This is a genomic window from Streptococcus thalassemiae, assembly GCF_903645285.1.
GTDB classification, from domain to species: domain Bacteria; phylum Bacillota; class Bacilli; order Lactobacillales; family Streptococcaceae; genus Streptococcus; species Streptococcus thalassemiae.
The window spans coordinates 324,470-349,612 of the sequence record NZ_CAHJXN010000001.1; the positions used below are offsets into that span (position 1 = coordinate 324,470).

The 25,143-nt window shown below is 39.6% G+C and carries 24 protein-coding genes; 2 read left to right on the forward strand and 22 right to left on the reverse strand.

The window, feature by feature from the left end:
• Nucleotides 1-146: 146 nt before the first annotated feature.
• Nucleotides 147-446, forward strand: a complete 300-nt coding sequence (locus tag HWX15_RS01730) for a DUF1827 family protein (protein WP_061439313.1) — start codon at nucleotides 147-149, stop codon at nucleotides 444-446.
• Nucleotides 447-630: 184 nt separating this feature from the next.
• Here the strand turns inward: HWX15_RS01730 and ezrA are convergent, their stop codons facing one another.
• The 7 genes from ezrA to HWX15_RS01765 all read right to left on the reverse strand — a co-directional run bounded on the left by ezrA (nucleotide 631) and on the right by HWX15_RS01765 (nucleotide 10,453).
• Nucleotides 631-2,358, reverse strand: coding sequence for a septation ring formation regulator EzrA (gene ezrA / locus HWX15_RS01735; RefSeq protein ID WP_175880086.1), 1,728 nt, complete (start codon nucleotides 2,356-2,358; stop codon nucleotides 631-633).
• Nucleotides 2,359-2,439: 81 nt separating this feature from the next.
• Nucleotides 2,440-4,386, reverse strand: a complete 1,947-nt coding sequence (gene gyrB / locus HWX15_RS01740; RefSeq protein ID WP_175880087.1) for a DNA topoisomerase (ATP-hydrolyzing) subunit B — start codon at nucleotides 4,384-4,386, stop codon at nucleotides 2,440-2,442.
• 14 nt (nucleotides 4,387-4,400) lie between these two features.
• On the reverse strand, nucleotides 4,401-4,964 hold the full coding sequence (locus HWX15_RS01745) for an HAD family hydrolase (RefSeq protein ID WP_173226681.1): 564 nt from the start codon (nucleotides 4,962-4,964) through the stop codon (nucleotides 4,401-4,403).
• Nucleotides 4,965-5,048: 84 nt separating this feature from the next.
• Nucleotides 5,049-5,603, reverse strand: coding sequence for a DJ-1 family glyoxalase III (locus HWX15_RS01750; RefSeq protein ID WP_175880088.1), 555 nt, complete (start codon nucleotides 5,601-5,603; stop codon nucleotides 5,049-5,051).
• Nucleotides 5,604-5,613: 10 nt separating this feature from the next.
• A complete protein-coding gene (locus HWX15_RS01755; RefSeq protein ID WP_175880089.1) occupies nucleotides 5,614-6,837 on the reverse strand; it encodes an FtsW/RodA/SpoVE family cell cycle protein in 1,224 nt (407 codons plus the stop codon).
• 36 nt (nucleotides 6,838-6,873) lie between these two features.
• Nucleotides 6,874-9,324 carry a bifunctional DnaQ family exonuclease/ATP-dependent helicase gene (locus tag HWX15_RS01760; protein WP_175880090.1) on the reverse strand — a complete coding sequence of 817 codons (2,451 nt, stop codon included), beginning with the start codon at nucleotides 9,322-9,324 and terminating at the stop codon, nucleotides 6,874-6,876.
• 199 nt (nucleotides 9,325-9,523) lie between these two features.
• Nucleotides 9,524-10,453, reverse strand: a complete 930-nt coding sequence (locus HWX15_RS01765; RefSeq protein ID WP_175880091.1) for a peptidase U32 family protein — start codon at nucleotides 10,451-10,453, stop codon at nucleotides 9,524-9,526.
• A 139-nt stretch (nucleotides 10,454-10,592) separates the two neighbouring features.
• Between HWX15_RS01765 and HWX15_RS01770 the strand changes: the two genes are divergently transcribed.
• A complete protein-coding gene (locus HWX15_RS01770) occupies nucleotides 10,593-10,880 on the forward strand; it encodes a DUF3270 domain-containing protein (protein ID WP_112443507.1) in 288 nt (95 codons plus the stop codon).
• Between the two features lie 28 nt (nucleotides 10,881-10,908).
• Here the strand turns inward: HWX15_RS01770 and ciaH are convergent, their stop codons facing one another.
• The 15 genes from ciaH to HWX15_RS01840 form a co-directional block, all read right to left on the reverse strand.
• Nucleotides 10,909-12,243 (reverse strand): two-component system sensor histidine kinase CiaH, encoded by a 1,335-nt coding sequence (gene ciaH / locus HWX15_RS01775; protein ID WP_000491798.1) that lies wholly within the window; start codon nucleotides 12,241-12,243, stop codon nucleotides 10,909-10,911.
• Entirely contained in the window at nucleotides 12,233-12,907 is a 675-nt protein-coding gene (gene ciaR, locus HWX15_RS01780; protein WP_000590628.1) for a two-component system response regulator CiaR, read from the reverse strand. The genes ciaH and ciaR overlap by 11 nt, the downstream gene beginning before the upstream one ends.
• 107 nt (nucleotides 12,908-13,014) lie before the next feature.
• Nucleotides 13,015-15,561, reverse strand: a complete 2,547-nt coding sequence (locus HWX15_RS01785; protein ID WP_175880092.1) for a M1 family metallopeptidase — start codon at nucleotides 15,559-15,561, stop codon at nucleotides 13,015-13,017.
• A gap of 122 nt (nucleotides 15,562-15,683) precedes the next feature.
• On the reverse strand, nucleotides 15,684-16,124 hold the full coding sequence (locus HWX15_RS01790; protein WP_175880093.1) for an ASCH domain-containing protein: 441 nt from the start codon (nucleotides 16,122-16,124) through the stop codon (nucleotides 15,684-15,686).
• On the reverse strand, nucleotides 16,121-16,969 hold the full coding sequence (locus HWX15_RS01795; RefSeq protein WP_175880094.1) for a putative PEP-binding protein: 849 nt from the start codon (nucleotides 16,967-16,969) through the stop codon (nucleotides 16,121-16,123). The genes HWX15_RS01790 and HWX15_RS01795 overlap by 4 nt, the downstream gene beginning before the upstream one ends.
• A gap of 38 nt (nucleotides 16,970-17,007) precedes the next feature.
• Entirely contained in the window at nucleotides 17,008-17,736 is a 729-nt protein-coding gene (locus HWX15_RS01800; RefSeq protein WP_175880095.1) for a GNAT family N-acetyltransferase, read from the reverse strand.
• 7 nt (nucleotides 17,737-17,743) lie between these two features.
• Nucleotides 17,744-18,223 (reverse strand): NUDIX hydrolase, encoded by a 480-nt coding sequence (locus HWX15_RS01805; RefSeq protein WP_175880096.1) that lies wholly within the window; start codon nucleotides 18,221-18,223, stop codon nucleotides 17,744-17,746.
• 9 nt (nucleotides 18,224-18,232) lie between these two features.
• On the reverse strand, nucleotides 18,233-18,931 hold the full coding sequence (locus HWX15_RS01810) for a 3-oxoacyl-ACP reductase (RefSeq protein WP_175880097.1): 699 nt from the start codon (nucleotides 18,929-18,931) through the stop codon (nucleotides 18,233-18,235).
• Nucleotides 18,924-19,160, reverse strand: coding sequence for a DUF2829 domain-containing protein (locus HWX15_RS01815; protein ID WP_000141913.1), 237 nt, complete (start codon nucleotides 19,158-19,160; stop codon nucleotides 18,924-18,926). Before HWX15_RS01815 ends, HWX15_RS01810 begins: the two co-directional genes overlap by 8 nt.
• Nucleotides 19,161-19,256: 96 nt before the next feature.
• A complete protein-coding gene (locus HWX15_RS01820; RefSeq protein WP_175880099.1) occupies nucleotides 19,257-20,183 on the reverse strand; it encodes an aldo/keto reductase in 927 nt (308 codons plus the stop codon).
• Between the two features lie 74 nt (nucleotides 20,184-20,257).
• Entirely contained in the window at nucleotides 20,258-21,073 is an 816-nt protein-coding gene (locus tag HWX15_RS01825; RefSeq protein WP_175880100.1) for a hypothetical protein, read from the reverse strand.
• 3 nt (nucleotides 21,074-21,076) lie between these two features.
• A complete protein-coding gene (locus tag HWX15_RS01830) occupies nucleotides 21,077-21,397 on the reverse strand; it encodes a PadR family transcriptional regulator (RefSeq protein ID WP_000665422.1) in 321 nt (106 codons plus the stop codon).
• A gap of 88 nt (nucleotides 21,398-21,485) precedes the next feature.
• Complete coding sequence (locus tag HWX15_RS10130) at nucleotides 21,486-21,614, reverse strand: hypothetical protein (RefSeq protein WP_303048038.1); 129 nt, start codon at nucleotides 21,612-21,614, stop codon at nucleotides 21,486-21,488.
• A 148-nt stretch (nucleotides 21,615-21,762) separates the two neighbouring features.
• Entirely contained in the window at nucleotides 21,763-23,760 is a 1,998-nt protein-coding gene (metG, locus tag HWX15_RS01835; protein WP_175880101.1) for a methionine--tRNA ligase, read from the reverse strand.
• Nucleotides 23,761-23,883: 123 nt separating this feature from the next.
• Nucleotides 23,884-25,143, reverse strand: coding sequence for an ABC transporter permease (locus tag HWX15_RS01840; RefSeq protein WP_175880102.1), 1,260 nt, complete (start codon nucleotides 25,141-25,143; stop codon nucleotides 23,884-23,886).

Consider the following 25,143-nt stretch of genomic DNA (forward strand, 5'->3'; position numbering starts at 1 on the left):
CGTCAGTCTTATCTACAATCTCAAAACTGTGTTTTGAGCAACCCGCGGCTAGCTTCCTAGTTTGCTCTTTGATTTTCATTGAGTATAAATCAAGCGACTTTATTCAAAAAGTGCTATAATAGAATTAGAAAATCGGAGGAAATATTATGAAGCTTATCAATACGACAAACTCACACTCGCAACTTGTAAAAAGTCAGCTAGAAAGTACCGATGCAACCCTTGTTGAGGTTTATTCTGCAGGGAATACAGATGTTATTTTTACCCAAGCTCCGCTTCACTATGAAATCCTCATCTCAAATAAACACCGTGCTATTCGTGAGCCTGAAATCGAAACCATTCAAGAATTTTTCTTGAAACGTAAAATTGATAAGGAATCTATTGATGAGGCCAATATCAAGACACTCTACTCAGAAAAATTAATTGGAATTTCAATTCCAATCAAGTAAGGAACTTGAGTAAAAACTCGATTTGAGAGAAAGTCCAATAAGTCTTTCCATAATAAAACGCATAGTAGCAAGAGTTTCTACACCTGCTATTATGCGTTTTTATCATTTTGAAATCTTTTGCTAAAGATATTACTATAAAAAAGATTTGATTCTGCTCCTCACACAATCAAATCTTTTTCTTTTATTAAAAACGAATCGTTTCACGTGTTTTCTCATATGAGGTAACAAAGCGGTTGGTTACACCAGGCTCTGCCACTTCCAATGCTTGCGAAATCTTGTCAAATGAAGCGTGATAATCAAATTCTTTTTCAAAAATATCTAAAGCTTCGTTAAATGCTTCTTGAATGCGTTCATCAAATGAGCGATAGCGGTTAGAATATTGCAAGAGTTGCTCTGTTAAGGTTGCATATTGTACAATATTATAAGTTTCCGTTTCTAAAGCTTCCATATCATTCGTTGCAATTTCAAGAACTCGGGTAACAGATTCAATGTTAATCATTTTTTGTTCTAACTCAACCATTAAATCCTCGGTATTATTGCTTGCCGTAAAGAATAACTTCAAGAAAGTTTGTGGAATACCTGGCAGATTGCGTTTTTCCATGTATCGCTTGATAGTATGGAGACGATTGACATAAACATTGGCCTTTTGACGTGCATTGATATCATCTTTCTCAATTTGTGTCAGGCGCTCACTAACTGAAATTTGCTCATCTTCAATATCTTTTAGTTGAGTTTGTAAATCCTCAAGATTTTCTTCAAGAACTGAATAAGCTTGGGTTGGTTCTTCTTGATTTGAAGTTACCACAACAATAGCTGCCTCAAAACTCTCTAATTCTGTCTGAATACGACGAACATGACTTGCAGCTGTCTCAGGAAGTAAATAGGTCTTGCTCAAACGTGCAATATCTTCTCCCAATAAAGTATTATTCTCTTTCATATGTTGAAGGTAAGTTGGAAGAGTTGCAAGTAGATTTTCCACTACTTTCTGAGCAGCAATTTCTCGAGTAAAAATATCATACAAGGCATTGATTTCCTCTTGTGCCTGTCCATTCTCATATTCGGCATTATCTAATTCCAACTGACTAATATTCTCTTGGTTTTTCTTGAATGCTTCATAAAGCAAGTGGAAACGCGCTTCAATATCCGTTTCAACAAAATGATAATTAGCATCTAAAAGCTTACGGTAGCCATCTTCTAAATCTTCCAGTTGATCAGGTAGGTCTTTAGATAATGTCGCTACAATTGCTGGTATACGATCAACAATATGCGTTAAAGCCAAAATATGATTTTCAGCATTATCCAAAATCACAGCAGCTTCTACTGGGTCACCCGATGAATTCAAGGTTACAAATTGTGAAAATTCAGATTGGATATTTTCTAATTGTTTTTCAATCTCATCCAAGGCTTGACCATACTGTTCTGAATTTTCAGCAACTCTATGCTGAAGTTCCTCAAATAAATCCAAAGCATGAAGAACACGACCACTATTTTTAGATTCTTGCTTCTCTAAGTCTGCCAAAGCATTGCGAATTTCAGCAATATCTTCTTCAATCAAAGTAATTTGACTCTCAATTTGGTCAATTTGATGACTGGCCTTGAGAAAACGAAATGAATGGTTATAGCCTTCTGCTTCAAAGAGATTATTTTCAATATCGGCAAAAGAGTTGAGAGATAAATCGACCCATTTTTGATTCCATTCACGGAAAGCCACTTGACTTTGTCCAATCAAGTGCATATTTTTTACAGCTTCTACTTCATCATTTACTGGAAGATTGTATAGTTCTTCTTTTCTTTCTTCTAGCGCCTCTAATCTTCCCTCATTTCGCTTACGTAGAAAGATTGCCACTACATAAGCCAGAACTAAAATGACTGCAATTGCAACCATTAAATAAATTAGTTGTCCATTAGACATATCAAACTCCTTTTTTACTTGAAACAATCGTAATGATTATATCATATTTTTTAGACCAAGGGAACTACTTCTCCCGATTTTTTAGACATCAAGTGTACTATAGACGGCATTTTCTTCGATAAACTCACGACGAGGTTCTACTCGATCCCCCATCAACATGTCAAAGATTTTATCTGCTTCTGCAGCATCGTCCACAGAAACTCTAGCCATCAAGCGATGTTCGGGATCCATGGTTGTTTCCCACAACTGATGATCATCCATTTCACCTAGCCCCTTATAACGCTGAATAGTCGGTTTGGTACGACCTTCACTATAACGGGCTAAAGCTTCTTGGAGTTTGATTTCTTGATCTGCACCCGGCTGAATATATTCTTTAATCTCGCTTCCAACCTTGACACCATAGATTGGTGGTTGGGCAATATAAACATAACCAGCTTCTAGGATTGGTTTCATATAACGATAAATCAAGGTCAAAAGAAGGGTACGAATGTGGGCTCCATCGACATCGGCATCAGTCATCAAAACGAGTTTTTGGTAACGGGCTTTCGAAACATCAAATTCTGCGCCAAATCCTGTTCCCATGGCTGTGAAAAGACTACGAATTTCTTCGTTAGCAAGAATCTTATCCATGCTAGCTTTTTCAACGTTCAAAATTTTACCGCGAATTGGAAGGATAGCCTGAAACTCACGGTTACGACCAGATTTAGCTGATCCACCAGCTGAATCTCCTTCAACGATGAAGAGTTCTGTTTCAGCAGGATTGTTAGAAGAACAGTCTGCTAGTTTACCTGGAAGGTTGGAAATTTCCAAACCAGATTTTTTACGGGTGACTTCACGCGCACGCTTGGCAGCCACACGAGCCTTGGCAGCCAAAATCCCTTTTTCCACGATACGTTTGGCAATCTGTGGATTTTCCATGAGGAAATCAGAGAAGGCTTCACTGAAGAGGCGATTGGTAATCTTGACCACTTCACTGTTCCCAAGTTTGGTCTTTGTTTGTCCTTCAAACTGTGGATTTGGGTGTTTAACTGAGATAACTGCAGTCAATCCTTCGCGAACATCTTCCCCTGTTAGGTTGTCTTCATTGTCTTTTAGTAACTTATTCTTACGAGCATAATCGTTGATGACACGTGTCAAGGCTGTACGGAAACCTTGTTCATGCGTTCCACCTTCATGGGTATGAATATTATTGGCGAAACTCATGACATTTTCATGGTAACCAGTTGTGTACTGCATGGCTACCTCAACTGTGATATCATCCATCTCACCATCTGTATAGATTGGTGTATCAAAGATAACATCCTTATTCTCATTGATATATTCAACGTAACTAGCAATCCCACCTTCATAATGGTAATGCTTGGTTTGTTCCAAACCTTGGCGCTTATCTGTGATGGAGATTTGAAGACCGCGATTTAGAAAGGCCAACTCTTGAATGCGTTTATTTAATTTATCAAAATCAAAGGTTGTTGTTTCCGTAAAGATTTCTGGATCCGGAGTAAAATGAACCGTTGTTCCAGTTCTATCTGTATCCCCAACCACCTCAAGGTCTGCAACAACATGACCACGACGGTATTCTTGGTAGTGAATTTTACCGTTTTTGTGGACATGAACGTCTAATTGAGTGGAAAGGGCATTAACTACTGATGACCCTACTCCGTGAAGACCACCTGAAACCTTGTATCCGCCACCGCCAAATTTTCCTCCAGCGTGAAGGACAGTAAAGACAGTCTCAACGGCAGGTCGACCTGTTTTTTCCTGAATATCGACTGGGATACCACGTCCATCATCGACAACAGTGATCGAATTATCTGGCTCAATAAAGACTTGAATATGGCTGGCAAATCCTGCCAAGGCCTCATCAATTGAGTTATCAACGATTTCCCAGACTAGATGGTGAAGACCTTCTTTTGAGGTTGATCCGATATACATCCCTGGACGCATACGAACAGCCTCTAAGCCCTCTAAAACTTGAATTTGACTGGCATCATAATCCTGTGCCTGCAGATTTTTGATTTCTTCTGTCATCTTATTCCTTTTTCTTATATGTCTAATACTTGTCTTAAATTCACGATACTGGTAAACAAGTGGGTAGCTAGTCCTGCAGATTGACCTGCTTCGATATCAATCGGTCGATCACCAATGACAAGACCTGAACTAATTTGATATTTTTCTCTTAAATAAATCATGGACTCTGGACTTGGCTTTCTCTTAAAACCTGAGCTAGAAGTCACTACTTCTGTAAAATAGGTTGCTATGGAAGTTTTTTCCAAAATTTCTAAGACCTGATTATTTCGATGAGAGACCAAAAAATGACGCCCATCTTGTTTTGAAATATCTTCCAATAAGTCAGAAACTCCTTCAAATAAAATCGGGTGTTCTAGCTCTCTGGCTTCATTTTCCTTGTATTTTTCTAAAAAATGCTCTAAGTTGGGAGCGAATGTCTCAATCGCAAAATCAGTAGAAACCTTTAAAGCTTGATAGACACTATCGTGGTCTTGTGTGATGCCATACAGTGCCAATGTTTCAACAAAGGCAGCTGTTGAAGTTTCATAATTATCCAGTAAAGTTCCACCTAAATCCCAGATATAATCGTGATATTTCATACCCTTCATTATAGCATTTTTTTATGAAAAAAGCGATGATTTCCCTGATTTTTCCACATGAAAAACGAGAGAATAACTCCCGTTTTACTGATTTTTACCAAAGACATCTCGATAGAGCATTCCTGTTCGTAAAGTCTCTGCGTCTCCTCCTAATTGCTCCACCAACTCGTAGGCAAAGGCAAGGGCTGTTGATGGACCTCGACTGGTTATCAAATGACCATCTACCACTACTGTTTCCTTGACGTAGTGACCATCAAGGATTTGCTCTTGAACGCCGTCATAACAAGTGTACTGCTTGTTTTTCAATATCCCTGCTTGATTAAGGGCAATTGGTGCCGCACAAATGGCTGCCAGTTTCTTCCCTTCTTGCTCGAAGCTTTGCAATTCTTGCATCAAGGCCTGATTATCACGTAAATGTGCAGAACCAGGCATGCCGCCAGGAAGAACAACCATATCATAGTCTGATAAATCACCATCAAAGACACGATCTGCTCTTACTTGGATTGCATGCGAACCCGTTACTTGCTCCTCAAATCCTACCATATGACAAGTGATATTGGCGCGACGCAAGACATCTACAACTGTCAAGGCTTCAATTTCTTCAAAGCCCTGAGCTAACATAACTGCTACTTTTACCATGATTTTCTCCTTATTTGATTTGTTTTAATACAACCTTTTTCCGTTTGAATGGGACTTTTCCGCTCTTTTCTTCAGCTAGATTAGTCTGGTAACTCATCGATAAAAGCAAACCAACACCAATCAGATTACTGATAATAGCTGATCCCCCTTGAGAAATGAAAGGCAAGGGAATCCCCGTCAAGGGAAGCAAGCCCGTTACAGCACCGATATTCTCAAAGATATGGAAGAGTAACATCATAATCAAACCTGTGGAAATATAGGTGTAGAACTGATTATTTGATTTAAGAGTAATCTTCAACATACGGTAAATGAGCATAAGATAAAGGGCAATAACCAGGACTGAGCCAATAAAGCCAAAATCTTCTGCAATGACCGTGAAAATCATATCTGACTCTCGAACTGGGATAAGCAGATTTGAAGCATTAAAACCTTGGCCAAATAAGCCACCGCTCCCAATGGCAATCTGCCCTTGAGCCTGTTGGTAAGTGGTTGTTTGGGCAAACTCAAAGGGATTGAGCCAAGCCAAAATCCGATTGATTTGGTAGGTCGGCATTCCAATCTGGTGAAGAAAAGCTCGTCCGTCCTTGCTAATAAAGATGGCTAAGAAACCAACAACTCCTGTTACAGCAGTCACAAATACTGGAATAATAATTTTCCAAGAAACCCCTGATAGCAAGACGATTCCTGAGAAAATGGCTACAAAAACCAAAGCCGTCCCCAAGTCACTTTGAAGTGCCAAAAGAACTAGGACTGGAATGGTAAAGAGAATCATCCAGAAAATCAACAAGAAGTCCAGCGGAACCGTGCGTCTCCATTCCTTATGTTTTTTGGTAAATTGGACAATCACACGAGCCAACATGAGGATATAGGATATCTTCATAAATTCTGACGGTTGGAACAAGGTGATGCCATTTACCGATACCCAGTTTTTGGCACCCGTTGATGCAACTAAGCTTGGATTATAAAAGACAATCGGCAAGACCATGAGTCCCAAGCCTAAAATATATAGAAAGGGGGTCACCTTCCAAAGAAACTCTGTATTGAAGAGCATGACGATAAAACCAATCACAAGCCCCAAGGCAATCCAGGCGACCTGCTGCCCTAAAATGGGCAGAATATTATTTGGATAATCATGACTAACGGCTATATAGATAGCCACCACACCGATGACCAGCAGAAAAAATACTGGCAAGAGCAAACTATAATCGACTCTAGAGTCGAGAGAACGTTTCATATACACTAACCTTATACTTTCATACAATACTATTTATCAAAGTTCATTTAAAAATTTATCAACAGCTTCATCAACTTCGGATCGAGAGACGGTTTTAACAGTCGCTTCTTTTGCTAGAGAAGTTACAATTTGTTTGCCATATCGCTTTCCGACAATTCTCCTATCCAAAATAAGAGTTAAGGAACGTTGGTGTTCGCGTCTCATACTTCTTCCTAAAGCCTGTTTTAAACGAATAATAGCCATCGGCAATTGATAATCATAAAAGGCATTTTTCCCTTCTTGAATTAGTTCCTGATTGATCTTTTTCGTCAAGGGCTCTTGAGGATTTTGGAAAGGAAGTCTTGGTACAACTTGAATCACAAAAGGATGACTTGAAAAATCAACTCCCTCCCAGAAACTTGCTGCACCAAGCAGGATTTGTTGTTCACCTTTTTCAAAGCGTTTCTTTAGCTGATGAACATCGCCATTTTTATACTGGGCCAGATGGCTAACTGTAAGCAAATCCGATACTGCTAGAAGCATGTCTTTAGCAGTAAAGAGAACCAAAATCGGTTGCCGGAAAGCTTGAATTTCCACTAGTAAATCAGCTACCTCTTGGGCATAAATTTCTAAGGAGGTTTCTGTTACCAGGGGAAAATCTTTGACCAAGACCACTTCTTGATCCTGTTTTCCCCGAGATTCAATCTTGACAAATTTGGCTTCAGGATAGCCTAAAAGGTCTGCCAAAGAAACCCTCTGACTAATCTCAAGAGTAGCCGACACTCCCAAGACTTGACATGAATCAGGCACTAAAGAAGATAGAAGAATACGGCCTGATTTCGTAGAAGAAATTTGAATTTTCTTTTGACTCGTTTCAGTTGCTTCAAGCCAGTAATCTCGGTCAGCTGTAAAATAGCGAACCAGTTCCCCAAAGCCTTCTACCTCTAATTCTGAAAAATACTGATGGAGATTGGCCAGAGAATCTAAGATATTTTTCCTAGATTTGCCAGACTGAAATTGTTCTATCAAGTAGAGGCACTCAAAGCGAATACTTTCTAGTATTCGTTGTTGAACCCTGTTTTCTTCTCCTATTAAAGCCTTATCAATCAAATCGACAATAGACTGGATATCGTAGGTCTCTTGAAGCAGATTTTCTAGAGCTAACAAAATCTTTTGAACTTCATCAATAATCAATAAACGGTCACTGACAAATTCAGGATTATCTTCAAGTCTAGTTACAAGATAGGCATGATTGGTCACTAAAAGTTTGCAGGTTTGTGCCCTTTCTTGACTTCGTTTCCAGAAATCTTCCGTCACAAATAAGCTCTTGGATGATAAATTCCCATCATGACGAAGGTCTGTCAGAAAATGTTGGTAACGGTAGAGTTGACCAATCTCATCCAAATCTCCTGTCTCTGTCTCTGTCAGCCAGACCAAGAGTTGCATTTTAAAGCGTCTAAATAAGCGATTTTCATCATTTTCCTGCAAGGAGCGATAAAAAGAATCCAGCTTCAGATAATTGTGTGGTCCCTTTAAACTATGAATATCTATATGGAACACTTCCTTGAGACGTTTACCTTCTTCTTCCATGATTTGATTTTGAAGAATCTTTGTCGGAACGCTAAGGACAATCTGACGATTTTCCACTTGGGATAAAGCGGGTAAGAGATAGCCATAAGTTTTCCCAATCCCTGTCGGTGCTTGAATCAGAGATACAGACTCATCTTTCAATAGCAAGCCAACCTCTTTAGCAAAATTTTCTTGCTCCTCCCTCACTTCAAGGTTCAACAGAGAAATATTCTTAGAAAAATCTTGGGATAGTTTTCGTGACTCCATGGAATCTGCAGTTTTCTTGAAATACAGTCCTTGAACTTGGACCAAATCTGAAGAATTCAGGATAGATTGGTTGCGATAAATTTCTTCAATAACCAGGTAGGACTCATATAGGAGGGCATCAGCCATTTCCAGCAAGCGTTCCAAGAGACCTTTAGGAAGCTGGGCCATCTTTTCCCGTAGAAATAAGAGTAATTCCGCAGTAGCTTGGGCATCTGAAAGGGCTGTATGAGCGTGTTTTAGAGGAATTCCTAATTCTCGACACAATATCGGCAAACTATATTTTTCCAGTTCAGGGAAAAAGACCTGGGCCAATTCGACCGTGTCAACACGAGGATTTCTTAGTTCATAGCCTTCAAAAAATAAATTTTCCGCCAAAAGATTGGCATCAAACTGAACATTGTGGGCTACAAAAATCCCATCCTTCACCAAGTCAAAGATTTTTCTAGCAACTTGCGAAAAATCAGGTGCTTGCGCCAGACGTTGGTCTGTCAATCCTGTCAGTTCTTTGATATGAGTATCTAAGGGTTCATGGGGATTGACATCCGTCGTATAGTGATCGACGATTTTTCCATCCTCAATCACAACAATTCCCACTTGGATAATTTTAGCCTTACTACCTGTGCTAGTTGCCTCTAAATCAACCACAACATAGCGATTACCAATCGTTTTCATTATAAAAAATTATACCAAAAAAAGGGCCATTTGGCACCTGCAAACATAGGATAATTTTCAAACTCAAGAACACTACTTGTCTTAAAAATCCTATCAAATAGAGCATCCTATCCTGCTGATTTTTTGAAAATGGTGAAGAAATAAGAAAAATTGAGAGAAGAAATATTTGCATCTTCCTTCTCTCAACTATCCATTTACTTTATTTAACCATGTCAGGATCGTAGTCATAAAATCCTGTATCAAGGAAACGGTTTTTAGGATGTAACTTGCGCACTTCTTCATCCAGCAAGAAAGCTTGGTCATGGCTAAAGTTGCCCTCTTGGATCAAGCTACGCGCTTGGATAAAGAGTTTTGCAATCTCAACAAAGTTCTGACCAGGTGTATAAAGACCTTCTAATTTCCAGTGAGTAAAACCATGCTCTACCAATTCTGTCAATTTGGTCATCAAATCAAGGTCATTGTTGGCAAAGATGTGGGTACCATGATTGTCTTCAAAAATGGAATAGTGGCTCTCTGGGTCACTTGGCTCAGCCAAGAAAAGGTCACGCTTACGGGTCTTTTCATCATCGATGTGCGTAAAGTTATAGTAGTTTTGCAAGAGTGGACGTTTAGAATGGTGAATGACACTAGCACCGTAAACCAAAACTTCAGCAGGAATTTCCAAAATCTCAGGCATTTTGAAAAGTTCAGCTGATGGAATTTCACGCGCCAAAACAGCCTCAGATGCGCCAGCCTTTTGTCCCCAGAAGTTAATCTGACGACTGCTTGTCACCATTGTAGAAGCATCATAGATGGTTTTAAATGAATAACCATTGCGATTGACCACATAAAAGACACCTGCATCCCCAATCGTAATGTAATCGGTCTTAATTTCTTCCAAGAAATCGAGGAATAGCTTAATACGATCCATCATGTCTTGGTGCATGAGGGCATTGACTGCAACAATCAATTCCTTACCAGCATCATGAACCAGCTTAGCGATTTCACGCAATTGGTCATGACTAAAGGTTGTTGGCAGACGAAGGCCAAAATCTTTCTCACCGACATAGATACGGTCTACACCAGCTTCGAGCAGTTGTTTAACTTGTTCAATACTTTCAGCAGTTGCTGTAATGATAATCTTTTCCATAAGAAAAATTATACCATATTTCTCCAAAATCAGCCATGCTTTGAAAATGAAAAGGGACTTTATTCTTTTTGTAACCTTTCTGTAATAATTCTCTACTGAAAAAATGATAAAATAGGTATGTACTGTTAAGGAGAGAATCATGCCCGTAAGAAAATTACAATCCTATGAGGTAGACTATCAAGAAGAATTAAACCAGCAACTTCCTCATTATCAAGCTTATACACCTGAAGCACAAGCTGATAGCAATCTCAAAGAAATTTTATTTTTTGTCAATATCGCTGTTTTTTGTATCTGCATTGCCATCTTTAGTTTTATCTTTTTATCACTAAAATTAACAACTGTGCTCGCCTTACCTGCAGCAATAGTATCCAGCTTACTCGTTTTAAAAGTCCAACGCTCTATTATCAAACGAAAACTAAAAAAATAAACATATCGCCCCATCTGGAGCGATATGTTTATTTTTTCTTTTTCGATGGTGTGTGGATAGCAATCTTCACTTCAAAGATCGTTCCCTTGGGTTTATTATCTTTGACAGTAATGGTTCCTTTTAAGGCGTCTACAATTTGCTTGGCCAGAGATAATCCTAAACCAAAACCACCTTTTTGTCGGGTTCTAGCCTTGTCCACTCGATAAAAGCGGTCAAAAATTTTCTTCTTATCTTCTGTCGAAATACCGACTCCATTATCAGAAACAAGTAAATACAGATTGCGATCGGTCGCCGAGATAAGAAAATCAATTTCACCATCCTCTTCAGTATACTTGACAGCATTATCAAATAGGATAGTCATCAACTGCTTCAAGAGAAGCTGATCTGTGACAATCGTGCGATGGATCCGATTTTCAAAACGGAAGACACGATCATTTTCCGAAGCAATCATCTCATAGTTTGTGAAAGTCGTATTAAAAAAGCTAGTTGGAACTTCTGCAAGTTCTGGCTTAATCCCATCATCTCTACGAGCTAAGTTCAGCAAGTTTGTCGTCAAAAAACGCATATTTCGGACTTCTTCCAAGCTCGATGCAATGCTTTCACTCACATCCATAATGGTAGCTTCTGGCTTACGAAAAAGGGTCTCTAAGCGATTTTGCAAAACTGCGAGTGGAGTTCGTAACTCATGACTGGCATTTTCCACAAATGACTGTTGCTTCTGCATGCTCTCAAGCAGGGGCCTAACACTAACCCTAGCTAGATAGAGACTGGCAAGCAAAGACAAAATCCAGAAACTTGCCATCACAATCACAATCAATTTCTCATGCTTTTGACTGGCCTGCTCTAACTGACTGGTATTTATCAAGACAGCAGCATACTTGATATTGGTTGAAACCGAACTAATATTGGTTTCCATCAAAATCATACGATAGATTTCTTCCTGCCCATAGCTATTAAAAACCTGAATCTGATAGATATGGCCTAGTTCTTTCTTTTCTAACTTAATCTTATCCAAGCCCAAAAATCGATTTCCAGAAAGAAGTTGAGTAAAGTTCTTATCAAAGAGAATGACTTCCGTATTGGAACTGACATTGGGTTTTATCTCAGTCTTGCTAGTATCTGTAGCGGCATTTTCTAAATCTTTAATCTCTTCTGTTGCCCTATTTACTGCCAGCTGAATAACTGCTTGAGGATTTTCACTCAGTCCGTGGAGCTTATCATCCACCGAAGTATAGAGACTCGAATGCATGACTTGTAAAATAATCAAGGTCATGGTGGAGAAAATCAGAGTGAAGACACCGAAGTTGCGGATAAAATAACTAAAGTCATCCGCATACCATGTTTTTTTTAGTTTACTGAACATCTTTTAAAATATACCCAACACTGCGCAAGGTTTGCAAATTCTCTGCAAAAGTGGTTCCTTTTAATTTCTTACGGACTTTTGAAACATAAACTTCGACAACTGAAATCGTTGTGTCACTATCAAATCCCCATAGACGATCAAAAATCTGCGTCTTAGGCAAAATAACATTTTGATTTTGAAGGAAATAAACCAGTAAATCGAACTCTTTCCCCAGCAATTCGACAGTAGTATCTTCAACCTTAACGGTATTTGTTGATAAATTGATGAGAATATCTCCATAAGATAGCGTATTTTCATTAAACTTGCCTGAACGTTTGAGAAGGGCTTGAATCCGCATTTTGAGTTCTTCTAGGTAGAAAGGCTTGGTCAGATAATCATCCGCTCCCAGTTCAAATCCATGTCCCTTATCATCCAAACTTTCCTTGGCAGTCATGATCAGAACTGGTGTCGTAATTCCCTTTTCACGCAATTCTTTCAAGACTTGGAAGCCATTTTTTTCAGGTAACATCAAATCGAGCAAAATCAAGTCATAGACACCACTTTCAGCTTCGTAGAGACCTTCTTCCCCATCAAATACCTGCATGACATCCGCAAAATCGTCTAAAAAGTCAAATACTGAATTTGACAGGCCTAGGTCATCCTCAACTAATAAGATTTTTATCATGAGAAACTCCTCCTTATTAAAACCATTATACCAAATTTGCCTTAAAAAAAACTCAACTCTCTGCATTTTATATGAGATAGCTGAGTTTTCTTTTTATTTAGTCTTAATTATTTAGTTCCATATTGAAGAACGACTGCTTCGACTGCAGCTTTTTCACGGTTAATCAAGTCAACACGCGCTGCAATTTCCTTGATCCCCATACCGATGTTACGGCTAAGAGCAAGGTCAGAAAGTTGTGGCTCAAAGAATTCCTTGTACTCTGCCAAACGTTGCTGAGTCTTAAATACGTGTGCAGGAAGGATAACAAAGCTATCAAAGCTCATATCTCCACCAAGAGCTGCCTTAATCCAAGCCCAGTTTTCACGCGCCCAAGACCATGCTGTTTCCTGAGTTACTTGGTGAGCTAGGAATTGGTAATACCAAGCAGACAAGTCCTGCGGTTTCACCACAAATTTGTCCTTCCAAGAAGCAATCAAGGTTTGGATATTGTTCGCATCTGTACTGTAGGCTAGAGCAGCTGCCAACTGACGTTTAAAGACAGCATCTGTTGCATGCGTATAAGTATCAAGATAAAGTGCTAACAAGTCTTTAGTCTCATGATGTTTCATCTCATTGATCAGAACTTGTGAGCGAATAGCTGCTGGGAGTCCTGCAAGCTGATCCTTGTGGGCTGCGAAGATTTGGCTAGCGACTTGACTAGCTTCTGCATCATTTGAGCGAATCATCATAGAAACAGCCACCTGACGAACCAATTCATCCTCATCTGATTCGCCATCTTTAGCTTCAAAACCAAGACGGTCATAATTATGACGAGCCAATTTAGCAACCAAGGCTTTGAAGGCTCTTTCAGCTTCTGTTCCTTCATCGATAAAGCGCTCAAGGGCCGAAATCACTTGAGAAACAGCTGAAACAACAAGGTAAGATTCTTCCTTAGCAAGTTTATCAAGAACTGGGAGCAAGTCAGCATAAGAAATGTGTCCTGCCTCAGCAAGCAAACGACGTTCTTGAACGATTTGCAGTTTGCTTGTGTTATCAAGACTAACTAGGTCAGCAAGAACTGCATCTAACAAGTCTCCTTGATAGTCTGTAATGTAGTGGGCTGTATTTTCAGTATTGAAACGAAGAGCTCCTTCATTTTCAGCAAGAAGGGCTGCGTAGCCAGGGATTTCGATACTTTCAGTTTCAAGTGTATCAGGCAAGCCTTTCCAGTTGCTATTGAGTGGCACAACCCAGAGACGGTTCTTGTCTTCGTGCTCACCGATAAAGAATTGTCTTTGTGAAATCTTCAAGACATCATTTTCAACTTTGACAGTGAGAACTGGATAACCAGGTTGTTCCAACCAAGAATCCATGAAGGCTGCGACATCACGTCCAGACGCTTGACCAAGAGCATCCCAAAGGTCACGACCAATTGTATTGCTGTATTGATGTTTTTCAAAGTAAGCGTGCAAACCTTTAGCAAAAGCAGCATCTCCTAGCCAACGACGAAGCATGTGCATGAGGCGACTTCCTTTGGCATAGACGATAGCTCCGTCAAAGAGCGTATTGATTTCATCTGGATGTTTAACTTCGACGTGGACAGACTGAACACCATCAGTCGCATCGCGTTCAAGAGCGTGAGGCACTCCACCTGTTTGGAAATCTTCAAAGATATTCCAGCTTGGTTCAATAGCATCCACACAGACGTACTCCATCATGTTGGCAAAACTTTCATTGAGCCAAAGATCATCCCACCATTTCATAGTTACGAGGTTACCAAACCATTGGTGAGCCAATTCATGGGCCACAACAAGGGCAACTTGTTGACGGCTGGCAAAGGTAGAGTTCTCATCCACAACCAAGTAAACTTCACGGTAGGTCACAAGACCCCAGTTTTCCATAGCTCCAGCTGAGAAGTCAGGAAGGGCGATGTGGAGAGATTGAGGAATTGGGTACTTGACTCCATAGTAATCTTCGTAAAACTCGATAGAGCGAACGGCAATGTCCAAAGAGAAATCAAGGTTAGAAAGTGGATGTGCTTTGGTAGAGTATACACCAACGAGGGTACCATTTTTAGTTTTAGCGGTTACCCCTTGCAAATCACCTGCAACAAAGGCTAACAAGTAAGAAGACATGCGAGGTGTTGTCTCAAACTTCCAGATACCTGTTTCCTTACGGTTTTCAACATCGATTTCTGGCATGTTAGACAAGGCCAATTCACCTTCTGCTTGGTCAAAACGTAGAGAGAGGTCAAAAGTCGCTTTGGCTTCAGGCTCATCCACACATGGGAAGGCTTCGCGCGCAAAATGGCTCTCGAACTGAGTAGACAAGACTTCCTTCTTCACTCCATCAACTGTATAGTAAGAAGGATAGATCCCTGTCATGTTATCTGTAATTTTTCCTGAGAAAGCGATAACCACTTCAACTTGACCTGCTTCCGCAAGTTCAAAATGAAGGGCTTCATTTTCATGGTCAACTGTAAATGGACGAGCTTGACCTGCAACTTCTACAGAAGCGATTTCCAAGTCTTTTTGATGAAGGGAAATGCGGTCACTCTGTGCTTGACCAGTGATGGTCACCTTCCCTGAAAACGTCTTGGTCTCACGACTCAAGTCTAAAAATAAATCATAATGTTCAGGAACAAATTGCTTAATAAAATGTTCAACTGCTTGCATAGTTTTCTCCTATTCTAAGTTTAAGAGCTGCTGCTCTTCTTCAAACAAACTTATTATATCATGTTTTGCTTGAGAAAAAAGGATTGGACAGCGATTTCCAAAACTTTCTTCCGTCTAACAGTCTACAGTGGGTAGACCTTACGAAATTCTTCTAAAACAATCTTGCTGTCAGGTGTAAAAGTCAGCCCAGCCTCCCTCATCCACTCGGTGAAAAAATCTTCATGAACCTGGCGCCAATAGGCTAAAGATTTGTCTCCCTCACCTTCCTTGTAGGCATGGTCAGCAGAAACTTGATTAAAGGACTGAACGGAAACCTTTGTAATTTCGACAATGCAGATAGCCTGATTTTGACTATCTAAAATGATGTCGAAGGTCCCTTCTTGCGGAAGGGGTTCGTCCTCTACTGCGTAGAGGTCGTAGGCTGAAGCCGTTGCTGTCTTTTCTCCTTTTAAAACCAAATCTGCCAAGAGATCGGCTTCTACTCCAAAAGCCCAAGCATCGATTTCATCTCCGATTGAAGGATTGATTTGCTTGTATTTATTCCACATTTCTTGCGGTGTCATGGGTTTCTCCTTTGTAATTTTTTACTTTCTTCTTTTATCTGTTTAAGATGATCTGGATGGTCAATCTCTAAATCAAAAATCTCTGGAATAGAACTATAGTGAATAATGCACTTGATACCCATCTGATTCATTTTTTGTATGAAAGAAGTATTCAGATAGCCTGCTACAGCAAAATCAATCTTTTTCGCCCTTGCTTTATCCTGCATCTGTCTCAACATATCTAACATAATTGGATTTTCCATATCATGCCATTGACTGTTTCTCACGGTCGCAAAAATAAAAGAAGTCAAATCATTCATTCCAACTACAATCTTTGAAATGCCCGTTTCCAGTATCCTATCCAAGTCAAAATACGCTGACGGTAATTCAATCATCGTTCTGACTTTCCCAGTAAAGCCATGCTGACGCAATACTCTAATAGCTTGTTTTAATTGGTCGGCATCATTGACAAAAGGAAAGATAAGAGACAGATTGGGATTAGTTTGATAAACTTCTGTAACAACATTTGCTTCAGCCTGAAATTCATTCGAACACGCCAGTAAACGCCTAGTTCCTCTATAACCAAACAAAGGATGGCGTTCATCAAAATACTCTTTAGTCCCCTTTAGACAATTAGCTTCTGTATTCGTTAATTCAGAAAAACGATACCAAACTTCTTCATCTGAGTACAAGGAGCAGATTGTGTCTAGATAATCTTTTACAAATTCCTGACAACTTGGTAATAGGATGTTTTGATTGAGCTCTCTCAACAAGTATTCCCCACGAATCATACCAACATGATGAAATAGTTGTGGGTAAACTTTTTCATCAAGTTTTTCGCCACTAAGAGCAAGTTGATTTTTCATCATTCACCTCATCTTAAAAGATATAATATCAGCTATCATTATATGACACTTTTCTCTAGTTCAAAAGCTACATAAGGTTCAGCTAACTCATATCCTAAAAATTCTGCTACTTTTTTGGAAGCCTCGTTGTGAGCATCCCAAAGTGGAAACATATCTCTATTTAAACTCTCTAGAATCATTGCAGCACCAAGCTTTTTAGCAAATCCATTTCCTTGTTCGTTTGGTCTAGTTGCAACTTCCACTTCAACTGCTCCACGGTAAACTAAACCTGAGGAAATCCCAGCAATCAGTTCATTATTTTTAAGAATCACAAAGCCAAATCCACCTTTTAAAACAAAATCCTGATAGGACTCAAAATCCCCCTGTAAATCTTGTGACCATTCTTCCTCAGAAAAGCAGTTATAAATATGATTATCAATAGGCACAATATTGTAACCTTCCTCTAAATGGCTAACTAGATCATTTAGAAATTCAACTTGGAAATTTGCCTTATCTTTAAAAGAATAGCGAGTAAAAGAATTTAGCCCCACTTTTCGATGCAGAAAATCTTGCCAATTAGTATTTTCTGAAATAATAATCTTATAATCTAAACCATATTTTCTAACAAAATCTTCCCAAAATCTGGAATTTAACTCCCCTGCTAGGTATAGAAAATTCCCAACATCATAAAAGCTTGTTGTCCTATCCCTGTTTCGGTAGACAGTTCCGATTTGAGATTTAAGACCATAGAAAACCATATTTTTCTTCCATGTTTTAAATAGTTCCATTATCCCCCTACTTCACCTTCCAATTCATGTAAGAGCTCTTGTCCAGTTCTGGAAATCCTAATAATTCAGACTTAACCTTCAAGACTAATGGCGATACATTTTCTTCTGTAATCTCTTGAATATCCATCCAAATATATCCAAGTGAATCATTCGCACCATCAGACACAGCTTCCGAAATTGTAACTAGAGGTACACTCTCATTCATTTCAACATCATACAAGGCCATGATATGGTGAACCATAAAATTTTTTAACTCTTCCCTGACGAAAACATCGTAGATTCGAGGATTAGAGTAACTTCTAACAGTAAATCCCGTCTCTTCCAAAACTTCTCTAATCAGCGTTTCCGTCAGTCCTTCACCAAGTTGCTGACTGCCTCCAGGTAGATCATACCGACGTTGATAAGGGCCTCTCGTTTTTTCAATGCAGAGTAATTTCCCATTTTTAAAGCAAACAGCGTAGACTCCAAAGTGTCTTTTTATTTCCATCAGATCCTCCTACTTCAAAGACCAGCCACCATCTACTGTAAGGATTTGTCCTTGCATGGCACTCGCTTTCTCACTTGCTAAGAAAAGGCTAATTTCTGCTATTTCCTCTGGCTCAATCCAGCGTTTGATTGGCGTTTCACTAGCCACCCAGTCCGCTAAACCACCTGGTTCAAAGTCGGCAGCGGTCATACCCGTCTTGACTGCTCCTGGAGCAATCCCAAAGACCTGAATCCCAGCTTCTGCATAGTCTAGAGCCAACTGCTTTGTAAATCCAGCCAAGGCGTGCTTCGAAGAAGTATAGGCGTGTCCACCGCCACCTGCTAGACTAGAAGCGATAGAGCACATATTGATAATGGAGCCTTTTTTATTCTCCAGCATTTGTGTCAAATAATAGCGAGTCAACTCAACTGGAGTCACGTAGTTTATTTCAAAAATCTCTTGAATTTCCTGCGCTGTCTGTTCCAACAGTGGTTTGTAATCATCCAACACTCCAGCAGTATTGCACAAAATATCTACCTGAGGACACCAGTCAAAAATTGGCTCCAAGTCCAAGGTCAAATCTCTCTGTAAAAAATGGAAATCACCTTGTAGGAATGGATTTTCACCTTGGTCAACTCCATAAACTTGAAAGCCCTTCTCTAAAAAGAAGCGAGCTTGAGCCAATCCGATCCCTGAACTCACTCCTGTAATGAGTACACGTTTAGTCATGCACTTCTACCCAATCTGTCGCCAAAACATCACAAGGTGTCGGGCTCCACATGGAAAAACCTTCTCCTTCGCCAGAAACGTTGATTAGGAAATAAGGTGTCACTTCAAGTGCAACCCCGTTTTGCTCAATGGTGTCAAAAAGCTGCACATAGTTTTCAGCACCTCCCCAACCAGTACGTACGTATTTTTTCTTAGCCTTTAACCCAGGCAGGATCTCTTCAAATGTCATATTATTCTCCTTTAATTCTACATTCTTCATTTAATTATAACAAAAAACCGCTTTGCAACGGCTTTTTGACTGTGATTTATTTACATCTGCTTCTACTTACGGCAAATTATTCCCTGCTGCAAGATAAATTTCATACCATTCTTTTCTTGTTAAGCTAAAATTTGCCGCTTGGCTAACTTCTCTCAAATGCTTTGGATTGGTTGTACCTACGACTGCCTGCATTTTTGCTGGATAACGCAATATCCAAGAAATGGCAATAGTTGAAGAGGTTACTCCATATTTAATAGCCAAACGATCAAGTACTTGATTTAAAGCTTGAAATTTCTCATTTCCAACAAAATTCCCTTTAAAATACCCGAATTGTAAGACAGACCATGCTTGAATGACCACATCGTGTAATTGGCAATATTCAAAAATGCTGCCATCTCGCATAGCTGCTTGACTAGCTTCCATATTAACATGAAAACCTGATTCGAATCCTGGAGTAAAAGCCGCACTCAATTGTAGCTGATTAACAGCTAACGGCTGCTTGACATCTTTTTTAAGTAACTCCATCATCATAGGATTTTGATTAGAAACTCCAAAATTTCGAACCTTACCTTGTTTATAAAGGAGATCAAAGGCTTCTGCTACTTGCTCAGATTCCATCAAAGCATCTGGTCGATGAAGAAGCAAGCTATCTAGATGATCAATCTTCAATCTTTGCAAAATTCCGTCAACTGATTTTATAATATAGTCCTTAGAAAAATCAAAATAGGTAAATTCTTCAATGCGAATGCCACATTTGGACTGAATCCACATCTTTTCTCTTAAATCTGGACGATTTTTTAGGACAAGACCTAACAGTTCTTCACAACGACCACGACCATATATATCAGCCAAGTCAAAAGCATTGATTCCAACAGAAAGTGCTGTTTCTACAAGCTCTTCAACTTCTTTTACAGACTTATCCTCTATTCTCATCATTCCGAGAACAATTTCTGATAATTCTTTGTCATCTTGACCAAGAGTTATGTATCTCATCAAATTTTTCTCCTTAAATTTCTAACATTCTTCCCTTCATTATAACAAAAAACCGCTTTGCAACGGCTTTTTGACTATATTTCACTCCATTTTATCTTCTTAAACCCACGGAACAAGAGAAAAATACCAATAAAGAGGACAGCTAAAGGAATAACTTTTGTAAGAAAAACATTTGAAATGCCCATCCACTCATAGTAACGGAGCAGAGAACCTACCACAAGATGGGCAACAATCATACTGACAAAGGGACGAAAGACCGCTTCTTTCCAATTCCAAATACTGATGACTAGAGAAAGCGTAAAGACAAGGAAACTATCCCAGGGAGCAGGAAGATAAAAGGCTCCTTCTTGTATGAAGCTTGCCATTCCTACATATCCCAGAACAACTAGCAGAACAAGAATCCCAACGACAACATAGGTGCCAATTTTCATTTTAGGAGAATCTTGGACTAAGCTCCAACGTAAGATTGTAGCCACAAGTCCAAAGCCAACTAGAAAAAGAAGAAGTTGCCCTAAAAACGTGAGCAAATTGACTGTTAAGAGAGGACCTTTAGAAAAATCGCCTAGTAGTTGATAATAACGTAATACCGCTAGGACAAGAATTGGTGTCAAAAGGGACTCCTTGATAGAACTGCGTGGTGCTTCCTTGAGAATCTCTTTCATTATTTTTTTAGGATTCTTACCTAAATAATCCTCTGCACTCATGCCGTCTCGTTCTGCTTCTGAGAAATCTAGCATCATCAAATAGATCTGCTCTCTGAGATAGTCCTCATCATAGAGAAATCCAGCAAGATTAAAACTATCCCACAGCTCCTCAAAATACTGCTGATTGTCCTCAGAAAACTCATGCAACAAAGCGCTTGTTTCTTCGTAATACTTCATTTTCTTCATGGTTTAACCCCCATTCTTAATTCCTTCTACTTTTTGACTCAAATCATCCCATTGTTGCCAAAAGACTGAGACACGCTCTTCTCCTTCTTTCGTTAATGAAAAATACTTCCGATCTGGACCATCTGGCGACGGGCGCATGTCGCCTCTTATCCATTGATTTTTTTCTAACTTTTGCAACAAAGGATAAATAGTTCCTGGAACGATAGTGTCAAATCCAGCCTCTCGCAAAGTCTGAACCAACTCATAACCATATCGCTCTTTTTGACCAATCATATCCAAGACACAACCTTCAAGAACACCTTTTAATAGCTGAGTTTCCTTCATCCCTTCCTCCTTCTAATCTATTTTGTAATACCTACTAGTAGCTTCACCTATAGATACTACTTTCATACTAGTTTGTAAAGCATAATAGTTAATACTTTTCGAAAATCTCTTCAAACCACGTCAGCGTCGCCTTGCCGTAGATATGGTTACTGACTTCGTCAGTTCTATCCACAACCTCAAAACAGTGTTTTGAGCTGACTTCGTCAGTTCTATCCACAACCTCAAAACAGTGTTTTGAGCTGACTTCGTCAGTTTCATCTACAGCCTCAAAGCAGTTCTTTGAGCAACCTGCGGCTAGTTTGCTCTTTGATTTTCATTGAGTGTAAATCAAAAACAGAACTAGCATGAACTAGTCCTGTCTATTTTTACCCAATCACACTTCCATTTGGTACAGCTGGATCAACTGTAAGAAGGGTTAATTGTCCATCATGTTCAGCTGAGAGAATCACCCCTTGGCTGACATATTTTTTCATCATTTTACGTGGTTTGAGATTGGCAACGATTTGAACTTTCTTGCCGATCAATTCTTGTTCATTTGGATAGTATTTTGCAATTCCTGAGAGGATTTGACGATCTTCACCATCACCAGCATCCAAGCGGAATTGGAGCAACTTATCAGAACCTTCTACTTTAGACACTTCTTTGACTTCTGCGACACGGATTTCGACCTTATCAAAGTCTTCAAACTTGATTTCATCCTTGTTTAGTTTGAGTTCGACTTCGTCTGGATTCCATTCTTTTTCGACAGCTGGCTTGTTGCATTCCATTTGTTCCTTGATATAGGCGATTTCTTCTTCCATATCCAGACGTGGGAAAATTGGTGTTCCCTTAGCAACTACAGTCACACCTGCAGGGAAATCAGCCAAGCTCAAGTTTTCAAGACTCACTACTTCTTCCAAGCCAAGTTGGGTCAAGACTGCACGACTGGTTTCCATCATAAATGGTTCAATCAAGTGAGCGACGACACGAAGGCTGGCTGCCAAGTGGCTCATAACACTTGCCAATTGATCGCGGAGTGCTTCATCTTTTGCCAAGACCCATGGAGCTGTCTCGTCTATGTATTTATTAGTACGAGAGATCAGAGTCCAGACTGCTTCAAGTGCACGTGGGTAGTCAACTGCTTCCATGTGTGTATGGTAGTCAGCGATTGATTCAGCAGCTACTTGAGCAAGAGCATGGTCAAACTCTGTCACGCCCTCTACATAGGCTGGAATTTGTCCATCAAAATACTTGTTAATCATGGAAACCGTACGGTTGAGGAGGTTTCCAAGGTCATTGGCCAATTCATAGTTGATACGGCCTACATAGTCTTCAGGAGTAAAGGTTCCGTCTGAACCAACTGGAAGGCTACGCATGAGGTAGTAACGAAGTGGATCCAGTCCATAACGCTCTACCAACATTTCAGGGTAAACGACATTTCCTTTAGACTTAGACATCTTGCCGTCTTTCATGACGAACCAACCGTGGGCAATCAAACGATCTGGTAATTTGATATCTAACATCATAAGAAGGATTGGCCAGTAGATTGAGTGGAAACGAAGAATGTCTTTTCCTACCATGTGGAAGACTGTTCCATTCCAGAACTTGTCAAAGTTACCATGTTCGTCTTGACCGTAGCCAAGAGCTGTCACATAGTTGAGCAGAGCATCAATCCAAACATAGACAACGTGTTTAGGATTTGATGGTACTGGTACACCCCATGTAAAGGTTGTACGAGAAACTGCCAAATCCTCTAAACCTGGTTCGATGAAGTTGCGTAACATTTCATTCAGACGACCATCTGGAGTGATAAATTCAGGATGGGACTTGAAAAATTCTACTAAACGGTCTTGGTATTTGCTAAGGCGAAGGAAGTATGATTCTTCAGATACCCATTCAACCTCGTGACCTGATGGAGCAATTCCACCTGTCACGTTTCCAGCTTCATCACGAAATACTTCTGCAAGCTGGCTTTCTGTAAAGAATTCTTCATCTGATACTGAATACCAGCCAGAGTATTCACCCAAGTAAATATCATCTTGAGCCAGCAAGCGCTCAAAGACCTGTGCGACAACTTTTTCGTGGTAGTCATCAGTTGTACGGATAAATTTATCGTATGAAATATTTAGTAATTGCCAGAGTTCTTTAACTCCAACTGCCATTCCATCAACATAGGCTTGTGGTGTAATGCCAGCTTCTTCCGCTTTTTGTTGAATCTTTTGACCATGCTCATCAAGACCTGTCAGATAAAAGACATCGTAGCCCATTAGGCGTTTGTAACGGGCTAGGACATCACAGGCGATGGTTGTGTAGGCAGAACCGATATGAAGTTTCCCAGATGGATAGTAAATCGGCGTTGTAATATAAAAATTCTTTTCAGACATAATTTTTCCTTTCCAGGCAAATGAAACCTGTTTTTCTAACACTTCATTATATCACATTTTTAAGGATTTTTGATAGGGAAATCCATACAAAAACAAGATAGACAAGTGTCCATCTTGTTGATCTTATTCATAACGAAGGGCTTCGATTGGATCAAGTTTCGATGCCTTGTTGGCTGGCAAGACTCCAAAAATCATACCCACACTAGCCGAAACCGCAAGACTAAATAGGGCAACTGGGATCGATACTCCCACTTCTATACCCGCAATCAAGCCTTGCAATAGCAAACCTGCTAAGGCAGTTAAACCACTTGCAATTGTCAATCCAATCAAGCCACCTAACAAAGTCAAAATCATGGATTCAATCAAAAACTGAATTAAAATATTGGCACGCGTTGCACCCAAAGCCTTACGAAGACCAATCTCACGAGTGCGCTCTGTCACCGAAACCAGCATGATGTTCATAACACCAGTTCCTCCAACAAAGAGGGAAATCCCTGCGATGGAACTGATAATCGTCGTCATAAAACTAAACGATTGTTGAATTTCTGCAAATGTAAGCGACTCATCTGCCACCTGATATTCTCCCTGTTGCAAGCCTGCAAGTTCTGTCATTTTTCGTGCCAGTTCTGGACCCAGAGTTGGAGTTAAACTGGTATCATTCACTCGAAAGACAATACTAGCTATTTCATCTACATTAAAATTCGCAGCAAGGGAGATATTGGTAGTAATAGGCAAGCCACCAAAACCATATATTTTTGAATTTTTAGATTCTGGACTAGTATAAACACCAATGACTCTATAACTAAAACCATTGACTTCTACAACCTTGTTAATAGCTTCTTGAGGAGAGCCAAATAGACTAATGGATAATTCTTCATCAAGCAAAATGACACTTGCAAATTCTTTGAAATCTTGTTCTCTCAGGCTACGACCTGCAAGAATTTCATTGTTAACAGCCTCCATATAAGTTCTGTTTCCACCTGTCAAATTGGCATTTTCAACCTTTTTATCTTTATAAGTCAAGATGGCGTTCGTTGAGTTGGTTACATAGTAATTATCCACTCCCTTGAGTTTGGCTGCCTCCTTGACCCAAGATTCTTGCGGTTTTGGTGGTTCAACATGAACTTCCTCTTCTTTTCCAGAAACCGTAAAAGCTGATTGTTTCTGAGTAAAAGATCCATCTTTACTTTTTTTAGAAGAGAAAAAGACACTGATATTTTTCTGAGATCTGGTCATGTTTTTATTTAGATATCGAGACATGGAATCACCCAGAGCCATAATCACAACAACCGATGAAACACCGATAATAATCCCAATCATGGTAAGCAAAGAACGCATCTTGTGAGCCATAATAGATGAAAAGGCAAATTTCAGATTCTGCAT